The sequence below is a fragment of the Candidatus Binatia bacterium genome (assembly GCA_036504975.1).
Lineage (GTDB): Bacteria > Desulfobacterota > Binatia > UBA9968 > UBA9968 > JAJPJQ01.
The window spans coordinates 16189-31794 of the sequence record DASXUF010000153.1 but is presented as its reverse complement, the minus strand read 5'-3'; the positions used below and the strand labels follow the sequence as shown (position 1 = coordinate 31794).

The window sequence follows — 15606 nt, the reverse complement described above, 5'->3', positions numbered from 1 at the left end:
ATTAAACTCCCTTCCCGCCGACAAGAGTACAAACGCCGCGGGCGCGGGCGTGGCCATTTACCGTACCTCCATCGACAAGAGGAGCGCGTCCGGCCCAGCGTCTGGCGCTCCGGACCGCGGCCGGAGGCGCATGGGCACGCGGGTCGAGTCGCGCGGGTTGTAAAGTCTCAAGGCGATCCAATATGCGCCCGCCTCCAAGTGGGCCGGCACGGAAACCTGCTGGATCGAAGTCACATAGCGTCCGACTTGCCATCCGCTCGTCGGCGCGCGAGACCCGCCGGGCGGTGCGTCGACCTCACCCACGCGCTCGCCATCCGAATTGAGCACGCGGATAAAAAGGTTGAAGTCTTCTCTCAACGGCGCCCGCACGTGCCAGCTTAGCGTGAGCGTCAGAATCCCGCTCGAGCGCAGCGCCGAAACGTCGGCGTCATAGCCGCTGAGGCGGATCGCCGGTCCGAAATCGACGTCTACCGGATACTTAACCCGAGGCGCGATCTGGTAGACATAGGCATAGTCGATGCCGTGAATGCGGACGGTGTGAAGCGGCGTCGCCTCGCCGCTGAGCCGGGAGATCAGTTCGGGCGCCTGGTTGCGCTGGATCTGATCGATAGACAATACTGCGTAGTTCACGTTGCCGGGGCTCGCCCACTCCGGCGGGACGGCGCTGCTGCAAATGTAAGGTTGTAACACCTGGTCCAGCCAGGCGGCCACCGGACGCGCGCAGCCGTCGGACTGCGCGGCGATGAAGGCGCCGGCCTGCTCGTATCCTTCGCCCCAGCCGACGGGAATCATGCGCGCCGCGACCGGCCCGCCACCCAGCAACGGATTGTAGTACGCAAGCTCGTAGGGATGATACCAGGCCAGATTCGCCGCCAGCAGCAGAACGACCGCCGACCAAACGATTTTGGATTTTAGATTTTGGATTTTCGATTGAGTGAAATCTAAAATCGGCAATCTAAAATCTAAAATTGACGCGAGTCCGACCGCCGCGATGATATCGAGCGCCGGAAAGATCGGCAGCGCATAGCGATCGAACTTTTTCGGGGGCAGACTTATGGCGATGGCGAAAAGCACGGCAAAGATCGCCAGCGCGCACACGGCCAGCCGCTCGCACGGCGAGCATCGTCGCCGCAGTAGAGCTGCACCGAGCAGGCCGACGACCGCCCACGGGGTCAGCCTGAGCGCGATGGCGACCGGGTAGAACAGCGGCCCGGGATCATCGACCGTCCGCCCCATGAAAAAGTTGCCCGACTCGTGCGGCGACCCGACCTTGAACGCCGTATACTGAACGACACTTGCGAACGCTCCCGGCAGATCCACCCAAGCCGCCGGCCAGAGCGCGATCCATATCCCCACCGCCACGCCAGCCCACGCGAGCGCCGGCAGAATTGCGTCGCGCACGAATCTCGGCGAGCGACGGTCTTTCCAGATCGCCAGTAAACCGATCGTCGGCGCCAGCATCACTGCGGGAGACTTCGTCAATAGCGCCAGCCCGCCTGCCATCGCGGAAGCAACCAGCATGCGCCGGCGAATCTCCGGCCCGCTGTCATCGAACCTGAACGCGACGAGAGCCGCCAGCAGCGCGAGAGCGACGAAGGACGCGAGCAGCGCGTCCATGTGGAGCAGCCGCGAGTGCGCCACCAGGAAAGGGTCGGCCGTCCACAAGAGCGCCGCCAGCAGCGCCGTCCGATCGCCAAGCAACCGCTTGAGCAGCGGGTAAGCCAGGGCGACCGAGAGCGCGGTCACGAGCGCCACCGGAAATCGTAGGAACGCGCGCTCGAGCGCCGGGTCACCGTATGCGATCCATCCGGTGTCGGCGAGCGATCGGTGCGCCGCCGCGCCCAGCGCGCCGAGCCACATCGTCGTCACGCCGGGATGCCCGATCAGATTCGTCGCCGCGAAATCGCCCTGCTGGAGAGCGCGTAGAAAGAGCGGGGCACGCTCAAACCAATGGTACGCTTCGTCCACCGTGAGAAAGCTACCCAAGGCCAGCGCACGGGGAGCAAGCGCGAGAAAAAATATCACGATCGCTGTTGGAACAGTCTTACTAGGCGGCAGCTTGAAGCCCTCCAAAAGAAAAAGAGCCTCCTCATCGGGCCGGCTGAAATAGTCTTGGAAGCCATCATGAACAATAATATAGAATCAAGCTGACATGAACCCTCGACGCTTCCTCGTAATCGCCGCAGTATTGGCATATGTCGCCATCGCTGCGTTCTCTTCGTCGGTTTCCACCGGACTGGATCACGACGAGCACCAGTTCATGGCAAGCACCTACATGGTGGCGGAGCACAACCTGCATCCTTATCAAGATTTTCCCTACTTTCATATGCCGAACCTGGTTTACGTGTACGCCCTCTTCTTTCTCCTCACCGACTACCCGTTCTTATGGGCGCGCTTCTTCTCGGCGCTATGCGCAATGGGAATCTCTGTGATGATCTTCCTGGTATCACGATCCTTATTGTCGAAGGATGACGAACGCGCGGCCTTAACGGTAGCGGCGAGTGCTGCCGTTCTGCTTACGAATTCCCAACTGTTTGCCAGCGCTACAGGCCAGGCATGGAATCATACTCCATCCACCCTTTGCGCGCTCTCGGCCTTTGTCTTCCATTGTCACGCGATTCGACGCTCGGTGTCGTGGAAATATTCCTTGCTGAGCGGATTCTGTCTCGGCTTGGCCATCGGCATACGCCTGAGCTTCGCTCCGTTGATCGTTCCTTTCTTAGCCGTGATGTTTCTGACGCCCGCGCGCGATTTGAGGAAGTTGTGGTGGGGAGTCTCGGCTTTCGGGTTCGGAGGAATGGCGGCCAATCTTCCGGCTTTGTACTTCTTAGCCACGTCTACCGAACAGTTTCTGTTCGGGAATTTCGTGTACCCGAGTTTGAACACGCTCTACCGTCAAGAGATGAATTACGATAGCGCTATGACGCTCGGCGGCAAGCTGAGTTATCTCATTCAGAATGTTTTCTCAAAGCCAGGCAACCTCCTTATTGCCGTCGTGTTTGTCTATGGCTTCCTTGGCGTGAAGCTCGAAGAAATTCGGCATGCACTGGAATCGCGATTGGAATTCGCGTTGCTCTTCCTCCTGCTGCCGTTCCTCTGTATCGGCTCATTCGCGCCAACGCCGTCTCAGTATCAATATTTCTTTGCTCCCCTGCCTTTTCTTGTATTGGTAATTCCGCATGCTTTGGCATGTTTCCGGGAAGCTGGCGATCGTCGCGGGGGACTCCGCTTGCTCGTCCTTGCCGCGATTTTTTCTGTCGCGTTCAGCCCGTTCAGCGTGAAGCCCGCGGCGCTTCTTTCGGTCTTCCGTCCCGGTTCGTGGTTTCCGGTACGTCTGCATCAGGCATCGGCGGAAATTGCCCGGCACCTGGCCGCAAGTAATAGCAGAGGAACCAAGATTCTAACGCTGTCCCCGCTTTACGCGATCGAGACCAGACTCCCGATCTATCGCGAATTCGCAACGGGCCAGTTTGCGTGGCGCATCAGTCACTTGGTCTCACCTGACGACCGGCGACGGCAATCGCTCGTGGGCCCCGCCGATATCGAAGCGCTCATCGAGAGAGAGCCGCCGTTAGCGATATTGACGACTTCAGAAGCCAGATCCCTCAGGGAGCCTCTTACGCAGATGGCGCGGAATCATGGCTACCGCGAGAGAGAACTGTCCGACGGCAGCGCGCTCTGGCTTGCACCGCCATGATTAACGGTCGATGACTCATCGCTCGAGTAAAATGACGTGTACGTTTCCGTACAGCTCTCGCTCGCGCGTCCAAAACCGTTTTTGATTGACCAACACCTGAGCAGTCGTATCTATCACCCGTCCCTTGCCGATCACCCAGACGCGACGATTCTCCGCTGCATTCTTCAAGACCGTGTCCATATAGGGCGTAACAATTTCGTTGCGAGATAGGGCGACGATTTTGTATTTGGCGGTCGATGATAGATTGGCGACGAGCGGCCAACGGAGAAAAGAAAAAACCACCGGATCCGGCTCGATCGACAGATAATCCGCTTCGATAAATCCCGTCCCGAAAAGAATCAGGTCGTCGTCCTCGGCATTTCTTTCCAGAAAACCGGCTGCCTTGTTCCATCCTTCGTCGAGGCGGTCCGCAAAGGTTGCGGTGCTCCGGACCGCGGGCATGAGCTGCGTGAAAAAGCTCACGGTCAAGAATACGGTGAGCGGAGCCCATCTCGACCAGGCGGTTTTTTTCACGAGGCCGAGAAGCCAGGCGACCAACAAAACCGCCGCCGGCACGGCAGGCAGAGCGAACCTGTCCTGAAAAAGAGAAACGCCGAACAGTGACGGAATCGTCGCGACCAATATGATCGGCGCGAGGAACCATAACGCAACGAGGTCCAGGCCGCGGTAAGCGGGGGTAATTTTCTTTCGATCAATAATGACGAATACCGCAACCGTAGCGACGCTCAGGAAAAACGACCAGCGACCGAGAAAACCGAGCGCCAACTTGACGGGGTCGAAGAGGCTCGGTTGCTGAACCCAATCGAGGCCCCCACGCCTGGTAAAGAGGAAGATTTGAGCGGTCCCTGGAAGGCAGACCAACGTAAGGATGAGGAACGATGTTATCCAAGCCTTTGATCTCACCGACGACCATCCCTCCCTCAAGAAAAGATGAAGGATCTGGATCAGCGCCACAGAGCCAAAAACGTAGTGGGAGTAGTAGGCGCCGGCAGTGGCGACCAGATAGCCGACCCTACAGGAGAGCTTCTCGGCGGATAGAAGAGACGAATAGCACAGAAACGACAGCATCGTGCACAGCAGAGCGAGAGAATAGGGGCGCGCCTCCTGGGCGTAGAAGATCAACTTATCGTTGACGGCAAAAACCGCGGTAGCGAGCAACGCGAGATGGCGGTTATCGAAGAGTCTGAGAGCGAGCGGATAAGCCAAACATAGAATGCCGATGCTCGACAGGACCGAGGGAAGCCTCAAGGCAGCCGGCCCCTGTCCGAATAAATTTGTCGAGAGCGGCGCAACGACCAAGTAGAGCGGCGAATGGCCTTCGCTCTGGAAGGTGCGCTCGATGACTTCGCTCCAACCGTTGGCTATGACCCACCATGTCCGATACTCATCTCGCCACAACTCCGAATACCAGAAGTTATAGAACCGCAGGAATATTCCGAGGCAGATAAAGCCAGCCAACAAAAAACCGTGGCTTAGACTTTCGTATCGCTCTGGAAACCGAGCAGCCACCATCGGCCTCCTGTCACCTCTCGCAGCAGGAGACGATGCTGCCCCAATTGGGGATAGATGTCCAGCCCTAATATGGGTGGTTCGATTGACATGCCGTGCACGTTGAAGCCATACTGCGAAACGCGGGAGCGAACGCTCATGATAGTTCGTCGAGCCTTTGTAGGGCTTCTGCTTGTAGTCGGGTTTTTACTATTGCTCGAGTTCACAGCGCGGCTGATTATCCTGCCGGCAGGAACCGTCTTCAGTTACAAGAAACTCCAATGTAACCAGAATCATATCGTGAGCTCCGACCTGGCCCAACCGTCTAGTTTGGAGGGTGTCGCGTACGAGCTGCGGCCAAACGTTCAATCCTGCTTCAAGGGAGGTCGGTTTACCACCAACGCATTGGGCATGAGAGACACGAATTACCAGATCGAGAAACCCGAAAACATCTTCCGCATAGCCGTCATAGGCAGCTCTTGGGCCATGGGAAGCGAAGTAGGCGACAATGAATCGTATCCTGAGTACCTTGAGCGGAAGCTCAACGCCGAGAAGCCAGAAAAAACCGTCGAGGTTCTAAACTTCGGCGTGGAAGATCACGGCCTATGCGACATGGTCGGGATACTCAAGCGACGCGCGCTCTCATTTTCTCCTGATGCCATCATCGTCGAGCTGACAAAGCATACGACAAGGATAGCCTGTGATACGCGCCTATCGGACGGCGCCTCTTTGAACCATGTTGAGAACGCCGCATTCAGACCCTATCTCTGGTACTCGCTCACCAAATGGCTTCGAATTCGGCTCTTGGGTTTCGGTCGTCCCTACCGGCGCTGGCTCGATCAGGACGCCGAGAGAGTGCAAAATATCACAAAGGCCTATGCAACGATCAAGGAATTGCAGCCACATTATAAGTTTTCCGTCTTTTCCCCGGGCTCAAAAACACCCCGACGTAAAAGCGGCGTCTTAGAACACTTGGTACTGGAAAGCTTCGTCCTGGGAATCGCCGGCAATGAAAATCATAACGATGGTGAAGATCGAATAGATCAATAGCAGGACCACGATCAGAAATCGGTATCGTTTCCAGAATTTCTTTATTATCATTTCAGTTGTCTTGCCCGATGAAGTCTCGCGTCAATTCCGCTATCATCCGATGAGCCCGGCTATTCGGGTGAGCGTCGTCTCGCGCAACCCAAAGCGTCTGCGGATTCTCGATGCCGCGGAATTCAGGCGCCAGATCCAAAAAGGGAATTCCAACCTCGGTGAGAACGGCAGCCATTTTCTTGTGCTCGTCTACAAATGGATAATTTACGAGCGAATGAAGTTCGGGCAATAAAACCACCTGCACTTTGATCTTACGCTCATGGCATACGGTCTTTAAATTTTGCAATGCCTTTTGGGCCGCAGCCCAGCCTTCGGAAGATTCGGAATATAGATCGGAGTAGTAATTCTTGAAGGATGTTTTTCCTGAGAATCTCGCATTGATGGCCTTGAGGCGCGACCAAAATAGAGTGACAAATCGGGACCGGCCAAGAAACCCCCATTTTGATTTTCTTGGACTCGGCTCCGCATCGTTTATGAAATAGAACACTACCACCTTGTCCGGCCTGTAGGCTAATCCCTTTTGCAAAAAGAGGCTCACCTCCTGGTCCGTATTATAATTACCGTGGGCGAAGTTGATGATCTCGGTCGGCGTCTCGCTGCTCAATTGCCATTCGAGCAAGGCCTCGAACGTCTCTTCTTTCTTCACTCCCCATCCCAAAGTCAGCGAGTCGCCTAAGAAGATAATGCGTCTTTTCTGATTTCGTTCTTTCGTGTATTCATCATCGCGCAAACCGTCGGAGTTGGTTCGGACTTCGACCCCCATCAATTCCAGCCTTGCATTAGGCCGATGGAGGTGGCCGATTCGGTCACTGTCAGCCTCGACCTTTAACTCGTTTGCATACCGGGTCATCTCGACGTCGTAAAAAATGTAAGCGTGAGTATAGGCGCGGACGGCAACTTCCACGATCGCGACAAAAATGAAAATCGAAATGAGAATTCCCGCAAGAACGTTCTTCATCGGAGCGGTGTTTCGGCCGGATGATAGATGAGTATGGTGGGATTATGAAATCCCAAAGGCTCGAACGGAACCTCGAACCTGGCCAGCGGCGTGTGCCGTTCGAACAGTGCGCGGTAGAATCGATACATCTCTGGATTGATCTCGGGCCGTTCGAGATAACGCTGATACGTGAAGCTACTCACGACGACGTAGTTCCTCGGGTCCGAAGTCGCCTGACGAAGAGCCTCGTCCGCAGAGCGACTCACGGGAACGAATTCATACGCCCGCTTAGCCTCAGGCGCGGGACCGGACTCGTCGCCAAAAGGGGAATACGCTTCAAAACCGGGAATCATGAGTTGAGCGCCGTAAGGAATATTGCGCAAAATCCAGACACGTGCCTTATCCCTGGTATCGGGACGCATCGCCTGAACCTGCCGGTAGGAACTATAACCATTCGAGATCAGTGTCGCCGCGAGCAAGCAGCACGCTAATCCCTTGAGCCAAGCGCGTGCTTGCCGGTCGAATGAGAGAGCGCTTCCCGCCAAGAGCGCGACAAAAGGCAGGACGGGAACGATATACCGGGCGGCGAAGGGTGGAGTTTTGAGCGGCAGGGTTTCGACCGCGAAATAGTAAAGCGCCAGCCCCGCGCACAGTAGCCAGCCTGCGCCCTTGTCCCGTCTGAAAATTAGCAAAGCTCCTATGAGCGCCAGGAGCAGGCCGGGAGTCGACAAGCCGGGAAGCAAACTGTAACGGAGATGATAAGTCCATAGATATCCGACGGGAGAGATCCTAAAACGTTTTTCCCATCTGTCCGCCTCACTCACCGGGTCGAGGTGACCTGCGATCGCATGTCGGAACTCGTATGCGACGCCGTCCAAAAATCGCGCCGGCCGCCACAAAATATCCGGCGTTGAGAGCAGAAACCCGGCAGCCGACAGCAACAGGACTATTCCTATGCCTTGCCATCTGCGTTTGCCTTCTTTCCGCCGGCAAACGACAACGCCGATCAAAAGCGGGAGCGAGAGCAGGGCGGTATATTTGGTTCCGACTGCGATTCCGACGGCGACAGCGGCAAACCATAAATCTCGTGCGCGCTCGCGGCGAAGATAGCGGAGGAGAAAAAAAGTTTGGAGGGTCAGCCAGAAGGCCAGTGGAATGTCTTCCTTGAAATCATGAGCGGCGACCACCGCCAGAGGCGCCGTCGCAAAGATCAGGGCCGATGATAGACCCGCCAGGGGTCCGGCTAGAAACCTGCCGGTGAAAAATAATAGGCAGACCGTGGCTGCCCCCAACGTAGCCACGGAAGCGCGCGCGAATAGTAAGAGAAACGGATCGGCGCCCAGGATCTTCCCTGCGTAGAGATAAGGAAGACTGAAAAAGAGCATGAAATGAGGATGCCTGAAATCCGGCTCGGCTGCGCCGCCAAGCAGCGCCTTGACGTTGAACAGCTTGGCGACCTCGTCCGGATGATAATAAAAGGGCAGGCCGTAGGAGAGGTTTGGGAACATCGTGGCAGCGGCCACCAGCGCGCATCCGACCACAAGCAAGAACGTTAGCCAAGCCGGGACTTTAACGGGCTGCATGCAGATCACCTCGTGCGCGCGACGAGATCTCGTAAATGCCGATCGTTCTTCGACCGTGGACGGAGATCTCTCGAACCAGGCGGTAAGTCGTGCTGACAAAAAAAGGCAGCTCACGATCGAGCGAAAGCGGACGGTGGACGTAAATGTAATAATCCGGCCGCCGGTATCGGGCGCTGTGAAAATAGTACTCGGCCATCACGTCTCGCTCGTTACTGTCGAACGTGCCTCTCAACTGACCCGAGTCGAAGAGCGCGCCGACCTCTTTTAATCCTCTTTGGTAAGGAAAGCCAAACACTCCGGCGATGTCTCGTTGTTCGAGATTTGGCAAGGGGTAGCCGAGGACAGTTTTTCTATACCAGGGATGCTCGATCGCGTGATCGACCAGCATGTAATAAACCAAGCAGGCAAAAACGCCGACCGCTAGCCAGATGGCCGTTCGCAAGTAGATCCGCAGCCAGGAGCTACGAGCAAATTCGACTAGAGCCCACATACCGTATGCGGCCAGCAGCAGTCCCGGCGCAAAGTAGTTGTAGACGTGAGATCGTGGATCGCCTCCAAGGAACATGTAAAAGGAGAACACCGAGGCGAACCAGAAAACGAGCGCGATCGACGGGACATCGCGCCTCCGCCAAATGAGGATGAGAATGCCCAGCAAAAGAAACGGCACTGTGAAGAGCAGGTAAAACGGAGGAAAATACAACCGCAGCAGCTCATAGACCTGGCCCAACGTATCCAGCCCTCGCCCGGACGAGACCCGTTCGATGAGATACGTTCTTACGCCCGTGAAGTTCGGCTGCTGCGTATACGGGAGATAAAACAGCCCGGCAATCGATAAGGCGATCAGGGAAGCGAAAGTCACATGTTTTATACGGCGGTGCAATGGGTCTCGATATCTCCAGCACCTCGCCGCAACCAGCAGCGCGAGCGTCGGCGCGAAAGTCAAGGCGTCGTAATGCGTCAACAGCCCCAACGCGTAGCAGAGAAAAGCCATGTAGATGAGTTTCGGCGAGTCGGCGCGGAGCGCCTTGAACAGCAGCCAAGCCGTCAGAGCGACAAACAACAGGCAAAAGGACTGATACTGCACAATACGACCGAATGCCGTCAGCAGGCCGGAGGTGCCGACCAGCGCCGCTCCGAGCAATGCGACGGGCCTGCCCCAGTGGTCGCGCGCAACATAGAAAATCACCAGGACGGCTGCCGTCGAAGCGAGAGCGAACGGAACTCGCGTGACCCACTCTTCGTATCCGCCGGTCGCCAGACGCACCAACAGGGTTAGGAGAAATTGCACCGGCCCCTTTTTTTGACTGAAGAGAAAATCCGGGAAGGCAGCGCCCGCCGGATACAGGGCCTTTACTTCGTCGCCTTGAAATTCGGAGTAAGCAAGGTTGGCGAAACGAAGAAATGCGGCGGCAAGAATTATCAGAGCGAGCGGCAGATCCAACCTATGCCACCAAAGATTGTTTCTCGCCCCGAAGACAGATCTGTTCACGTTTTCTTTGCGCCAGCGGAGATCCGGGTTAGTTTCCCTTCACGCGCATCCAGTCCAGGGCGCTTAGATCGATTCGCAAGATGATCTGCTCGTCCCGCGTGCGCCGTAGACGCTGCGGCGAGCCTAATAATCGAGACCGAACATGGGGCGAAAGGATTTTTAGTGCCGGCTCTTTTCCTAGGTACCAGAGTATCTTCGTCTCGTTGGCCTCTATCAGCCTGAAGAAGTCCTCCTCGCTGCCGACTCTCACGGCGCCGGTATAGAGGTGTCTAATCTGATTTCCGGAGATATAGCTGTATCTTTCGTAGTTCGGCCCCCGATCCCAGTAGTCCACTCGGCCCAGGTACCAGGCAGGGATTTCCGGATTGTCGCAGAGCACAAGATCGCCGGGAGCGGCCCCGAGCGAGCGAAACTCAGTGAGCCATGTCTCAGTAGGAGGGTCAGGCCGCTGGGTCGCCGCAAGCAGATCCCTGTGCAGGGAGGCTCCGAATGCCACGACGAACACGACGGCTCGAAAAGCCAGGGCGGTGCGCGCTCCGATGCGCTGCCAGCCGCTGACGAGACGCGCGACTTCGGCGAGGGCCCAGGTCGCCGCAAGCGCCAGCACCGGCAACAGAACGAGGCCGTATCGCTCACTTGTCTTTCCGATTATCACCCAGACCGTCATGCACGTAACGGCCATTATCATGTAAAGGAATAGCCCTCCTGACCTGAGCGAACGGAGCAACAAAGGGATTCCAAGTATGGCTGCCGCCGCGAGCGGCAGATAACCACCCCGCCACCTCTTATAGTCGATAAGCAGCCTGTCGAGCGACAGATAGGGATCGATGTAGTGCTTGAACTCACCCGTTGATCCGACCACGGTTCCCAACCTGAGGAAAAGCCCGAGGGCCACAACTAGAATCAAGCTGAATCCCAGAATCAAGAGCGCGGCCACGCTTCTGCTCCCGCTAAACCAGCCGAAATCTCTCCGCGCCGCGCGGATCGCCAGCGCCAGAGCCACGGCGACCGCCAACAATGCCCCAAGCTCGTGCGCTAGCACGGCGAACAGCCCGGCCGCCGCGCCGGCCACTTGCATCGGAGGCCGGTCCCGTTCGTAACCGAGATACAACAGGTATGCGGCGCCTATGAAGACGACGATGAAGAGCATCGTCATCCACGCATTCGCCGACCACTTGATGAGCTCCGGCTGCACGGCAGCAAACAGCGCGAGACAGAAGCCTGCGGTCGTCCCGCCGAGCGCGCGGCCGAAGACGAAGAACAGTGGAATCAACAATGCCCCGGCGAGCGCGTTCGGCAGCCGGGCGGCGAAATCGTCCCGGCCAAAGAGCCATAGCGACGCGGCCGTGAGATACGAACTGAGCGCGCCGCGCAAGTAAATCTTTCCCGAAGGCATCGTCGGGAGACCGGTAGTCAACACGCCCTCGGCCGCGAGCATCAGGCGAGTTTCGTCCTCGCCGAGCTTGCCCTCTACGCCGGCGAGCCGCTGAGCCCGGAAATAGCAGCCGCCGATCGTCAGAAGCGACAACAGCACCAACACGAGGACCTTTTTCGTAATCGTCATAAGGGCTGATCGCTCTCGACGGGACGGCGCTGTCCCGAGTTCGGCGAGCGCTCGTTGCCGGGTTTGTAGATCCGAATCACCGGGCTGTGTTTTCCATAAGTGAACCAGCGCGGGCGAAACTCTTTGAGCAGAGCGAAGTCACTCATCACTTTGCGGTAGAAAGCGGTCCGCTCGGGCGCCGAGTCGGGGCTGTCGAGATAACGCTGGAACTTGAACGAGCTGAAAACGAAATAGGGCGGCGCATCGCCGGCCCACGATGTATCGAGACTCTTGTCGCGGTCTTCCACCTGCCAGCGAGTGCGCCAGAACGTGGAAACCGGAAGTCCCGTCGCATCTTCGGTGACGACGATCCTCGCGCCAAGCGGGATGTTTTGCTCCATCCATTCGCCGGCTATGATTCGCGTGTCGTTCAGCGCTTCGTCGGATATCAGCAATGATTTTACCAGCGGCGGCGCTATGAACAGCAAACCGCAAACGGCATAGACAAGCGGCGCCGCCAGTTTCTGCTTGAGAGCCGCCGCGAGTTCGACCAAGGCGACGCCGGCGGCCAGGGAAAGCAGCGGCGTCAGCGGCATCAGGTAGCGCGCGGGAAAAGGCAACGGCTTGGCGCGGGCATGTTCAAAAATAATGTAAAGCCACACGGCAGTGACGCTCACGATCCAGCCCTCGCGCATGCGCGCCAGCAACCCGAGACCCGCGACGCTGAGCAGGAACACCGGCCAAGTCATCCCGGGGATCAAACCATTGCGGATGTAATAAGTCCACCAATGTTGCCAAGGATCGATGACTATCCCGTCGTGCCCCGCCACCGAATATCGGCTCTGGAAGAGAAAGCCGGCGACAAACTTCTCGGGATGAAACAGATAGATCGGAGAAACTATAAAAAAACCCAAAGTAAACGCTCCCGCGAGCGCTGTGAGATCGACGATGGCGGCGGGAATGCCTCTTTCCGTCCGGCGCATAGAAACGACGAAGGCAAGGAGAACGGGAGCGAGAAGAACCACGCCCGCGTACTTGGTCGAAAAGGTCAAACCGCCGACTAGGCCGACGAGCATCCATTTCATTCGCGAAGGCTCTCTCAGAGACGCGACCATCGCCAGTACGGTCAGCGTTACCATCAGGGCGAAAGGCGCGTCTTCCTTTATGTATCGGGAGCAGGCGGTGTGCAGCGGCACGACGGCGAGCAGCAGCGCCGAGCCTAGACCGATCTTGTTGCCGTTATCGTCGAATTTCGCGCCGAGCCGCCAAAGCGCGACGACAGTGAGACTGCCGAGAACAGCCATCCAGAGCCGTCCCATATAATGGTAGTCCACCGGTGTCCAATCGGGCTTCACTGCCTTCGCCGCGGAATAGATCAGGAACAACGAGTTGTAAACGAACGACGGCTGACGGCTGTCGTGAACGAAGTCGGTCATCGCGAGTTGAAGCGCGTCGTTGCGCTTGCTCACTTCATCTCCAGAAAAAAAACTCGGTAGCCCAAAAGAAAGCCCCCATACTCGAATCGCCAAAGCAACTGCGAACAGGGCCAGCGCGAGCAAGATCTCGCAGCGCGATCCGCCGTAAGCGAGTTGGCGAGCGGGAGATTGCGATTTTTTCATGGCGGAGGTGAGCAGAGCACCCTCTCGTTACAGCCCCAATTTAATTCCAACGGCCTGCAAATGTCCAACTCCCTGTGTAGCGGCGAGCATTCACTCAACGCCGTGTATTTCTTCCTCGGGTTAGCTTAATATGTGCCTTACCCAAGTGTTTAAATTTGACGTTCGCGTCGTAGCGAAAGCCATACGTGAAAACGCCGCGTAAAAAAGATCGGGACTTCACGCCAGCAGCATGCTGGTCAGCATGGGTGGAAACGCGAGCACCGGCTTTAGTCGGTTTGCTCTTTCTGCTTCATTCATTGGCCCTGCTGTTCCTTTTCGATCCCATGAGCGGACTTTACGACAGCCGGCCGATCTTAGAGCAGGATTGGGGGCTCCACTTTCACCATCTCACCTCGATGGCTGCGTTCTGGCAAAACGACCGCACGCTATGGGGTTACAATCCCTTTTTTATGGCCGGCTACCCGTCGAACACCATTCAGGACTTGAGTATCAAACTTTTCGAACTGCTCTCTTTGCCGGCATCGATGTTCGGCCTCGCTCCGATACAGTCGTTCAAGTTGATCGTTGACCTCTCGACCGCGGTTCTGCCGTGGATCCTGTATTTCACCGCCCGAAATTTCTTTGTCGGAGAAGCGACCGCCCGATCGGTCGCGTTGTTGGCCGCGCTCTTGGGCACGGCTTATTGGTGGAACTCGCTCCCGCGCGAGATGTTCTTCTACGGCGTTCTCGGTTTCCCGCCGGCTGTCTATCTCTCTCTGTTAGCCGTGTCGCTCCTCTACCGGGTCATCAACGGCGAAAGCGCGCTCACGAGAGTTCATTTCGCCTGGATCATAGCTCTGAGCGCGCTGCTGCCGTTACACTTTCAATCCATTGCGATCTTCGTTCCGCCGGCGCTGACGCTGCTCCTCATGAATCTCACGTCGCTTGGGTGGCGAACGCTCTGTTGGCTCGGCGCCGGCCTGATTTTTCCGCTACTCGTCAATCTCCCCTGGATCTTGCCCCTTCTATCTCACAGAGGGGACGACGTTTCCGCATCGATCGTCGCCGAGCTTCCTCTGTTTACCAGCTCCGATCCCGCAACGATCATAAAAGATTATCTAAGCCAAACCGGCTACTGGACGTTCAGGCCGTCGGCGTGGGAAAAGGGATTGAGATGGTTGCTTTTGATTTTCGGCGTCATAGGACTTCAGCGCCTTATCAAAAGCAACAAGAGAGACGTCGGAGTCGCGCTCGCCTCAGGCGCCATTGTCCTTGTTCTCTTCAGCTATTTCGGATCGCTCGTTTCCTTCATGAGCAACTGGCAGCCGCTGCGCTTTAAAGTCGCCTACGACTTTATTTTCGTCTTGGCGGCGGCTCATTTCATAGCAACTTATGAGAGCAGCCGGCGTTCAGGGGGTCAACTCTTCCCTATCCTCTCCCGAATCGCGCTCATCTGCGGAGTGCTGGCGTTTTCCATAAATTTGCTCCAGACCGAATCGAAAAAAGGCATGCGGCTCAGGACTCAAGCGCCGCCTGAAATAGACGCAGTGCTTGAATGGATCCGCAAGGATGCACCGCTGAACGGCAGGCTCCTCTTCGAGGAGTCGGGCGATGAAACGGGGTTCTTCTACAAGGGCGTTTACCTCTCTTCTTTTATTCCGCATTGGACAGGCCGCCAGCTCATCGGCGGACCGATCAACCTATACAATGACCGCCACCACTTTGCCGAGTTTCATTCGGCAATGCTGTTCAAGCGCGACATCACAACTTTCACGGACGAAGAGCTGCGCGCCTATTTTCGTTACTACAACATCGGTGCCGTCATCGCTTTTCACCCACGTTCGGTCCAGCGCCTCCTCGCGGTTCCAGGCCTCGTTTCAACCGACCGCCGCATAAGCGACCTCTATCTCATGAAAGTCGACCAGCCGCTGAGCTGGTTTGTCAAAGGGGAGGGCGAGCTCGCCGGCGGATTCAATCGCATACGCGGCTCGAACATTCAGGGCGACGAGATCATCCTCAACTATCACTGGACGGAAGGGCTTGTCTCCGACCCGCCGGCGAATATCGTACCAGAGAGAGTCCTTGACGATCCCATTCCCTTTATCAAGATCATCCGCCCGCCCCGAGCATTTGTTCTCCGAGCCGGCGGCCTGATCCCTTAGGCCCTCCT

Annotated in this window: 10 protein-coding genes; 3 read left to right on the top strand and 7 right to left on the bottom strand. The window is 57.0% G+C overall.

The features are described from left to right. Positions 1 to 57: 57 nt before the first annotated feature. On the bottom strand, positions 58 to 2025 hold the full coding sequence (locus tag VGL70_19395) for a glycosyltransferase family 39 protein (GenBank protein ID HEY3305696.1): 1968 nt from the start codon (positions 2023 to 2025) through the stop codon (positions 58 to 60). Between the two features lie 127 nt (positions 2026 to 2152). Here VGL70_19395 and VGL70_19390 point away from each other — a divergent pair, with 127 nt between their 5' ends. Next, positions 2153 to 3697, top strand: a complete 1545-nt coding sequence (locus VGL70_19390) for a glycosyltransferase family 39 protein (protein HEY3305695.1) — start codon at positions 2153 to 2155, stop codon at positions 3695 to 3697. Positions 3698 to 3712: 15 nt separating this feature from the next. On the opposite strand, the gene VGL70_19385 is transcribed toward VGL70_19390, so the two are convergent. After that, positions 3713 to 5209 (bottom strand): glycosyltransferase family 39 protein, encoded by a 1497-nt coding sequence (locus VGL70_19385; GenBank protein HEY3305694.1) that lies wholly within the window; start codon positions 5207 to 5209, stop codon positions 3713 to 3715. 135 nt (positions 5210 to 5344) lie between these two features. On the opposite strand from VGL70_19385, the gene VGL70_19380 reads away from it, so the two are divergent. Continuing rightward, on the top strand, positions 5345 to 6235 hold the full coding sequence (locus VGL70_19380) for a hypothetical protein (protein ID HEY3305693.1): 891 nt from the start codon (positions 5345 to 5347) through the stop codon (positions 6233 to 6235). 52 nt (positions 6236 to 6287) lie between these two features. Here the strand turns inward: VGL70_19380 and VGL70_19375 are convergent, their stop codons facing one another. Genes VGL70_19375 through VGL70_19355 form a run of 5 tightly spaced genes read right to left on the bottom strand, consistent with a single transcriptional unit; the run spans position 6288 to position 13307 of the window. Further along, entirely contained in the window at positions 6288 to 7190 is a 903-nt protein-coding gene (locus tag VGL70_19375; GenBank protein HEY3305692.1) for an SGNH/GDSL hydrolase family protein, read from the bottom strand. Positions 7191 to 7240: 50 nt separating this feature from the next. Next, complete coding sequence (locus tag VGL70_19370; GenBank protein ID HEY3305691.1) at positions 7241 to 8806, bottom strand: glycosyltransferase family 39 protein; 1566 nt, start codon at positions 8804 to 8806, stop codon at positions 7241 to 7243. Continuing rightward, positions 8793 to 10295: a glycosyltransferase family 39 protein gene (locus VGL70_19365; GenBank protein HEY3305690.1), complete on the bottom strand. Its 1503-nt coding sequence runs from the start codon at positions 10293 to 10295 to the stop codon at positions 8793 to 8795. The genes VGL70_19370 and VGL70_19365 overlap by 14 nt, the downstream gene beginning before the upstream one ends. A 28-nt stretch (positions 10296 to 10323) precedes the next feature. Continuing rightward, positions 10324 to 11859 (bottom strand): glycosyltransferase family 39 protein, encoded by a 1536-nt coding sequence (locus tag VGL70_19360; protein ID HEY3305689.1) that lies wholly within the window; start codon positions 11857 to 11859, stop codon positions 10324 to 10326. Then, complete coding sequence (locus VGL70_19355) at positions 11856 to 13307, bottom strand: glycosyltransferase family 39 protein (protein HEY3305688.1); 1452 nt, start codon at positions 13305 to 13307, stop codon at positions 11856 to 11858. Before VGL70_19355 ends, VGL70_19360 begins: the two co-directional genes overlap by 4 nt. Positions 13308 to 13702: 395 nt before the next feature. Between VGL70_19355 and VGL70_19350 the strand changes: the two genes are divergently transcribed. Further along, positions 13703 to 15598, top strand: coding sequence for a hypothetical protein (locus VGL70_19350; protein ID HEY3305687.1), 1896 nt, complete (start codon positions 13703 to 13705; stop codon positions 15596 to 15598). Positions 15599 to 15606 lie beyond the last annotated feature (8 nt).

What these genes read in the sequence shown, in the direction of transcription:
- VGL70_19390 (HEY3305695.1), top strand. Translation starts at nt 2,153, where the DNA reads ATGAACCCTCGACGCTTCCTCGTAATCGCCGCAGTATTGGCATATGTC.
- VGL70_19385 (HEY3305694.1), bottom strand. Translation starts at nt 5,209, where the DNA reads ATGGTGGCTGCTCGGTTTCCAGAGCGATACGAAAGTCTAAGCCACGGT.
- VGL70_19380 (HEY3305693.1), top strand. Translation starts at nt 5,345, where the DNA reads ATGATAGTTCGTCGAGCCTTTGTAGGGCTTCTGCTTGTAGTCGGGTTT.
- VGL70_19370 (HEY3305691.1), bottom strand. Translation starts at nt 8,806, where the DNA reads ATGCAGCCCGTTAAAGTCCCGGCTTGGCTAACGTTCTTGCTTGTGGTC.
- VGL70_19360 (HEY3305689.1), bottom strand. Translation starts at nt 11,859, where the DNA reads ATGACGATTACGAAAAAGGTCCTCGTGTTGGTGCTGTTGTCGCTTCTG.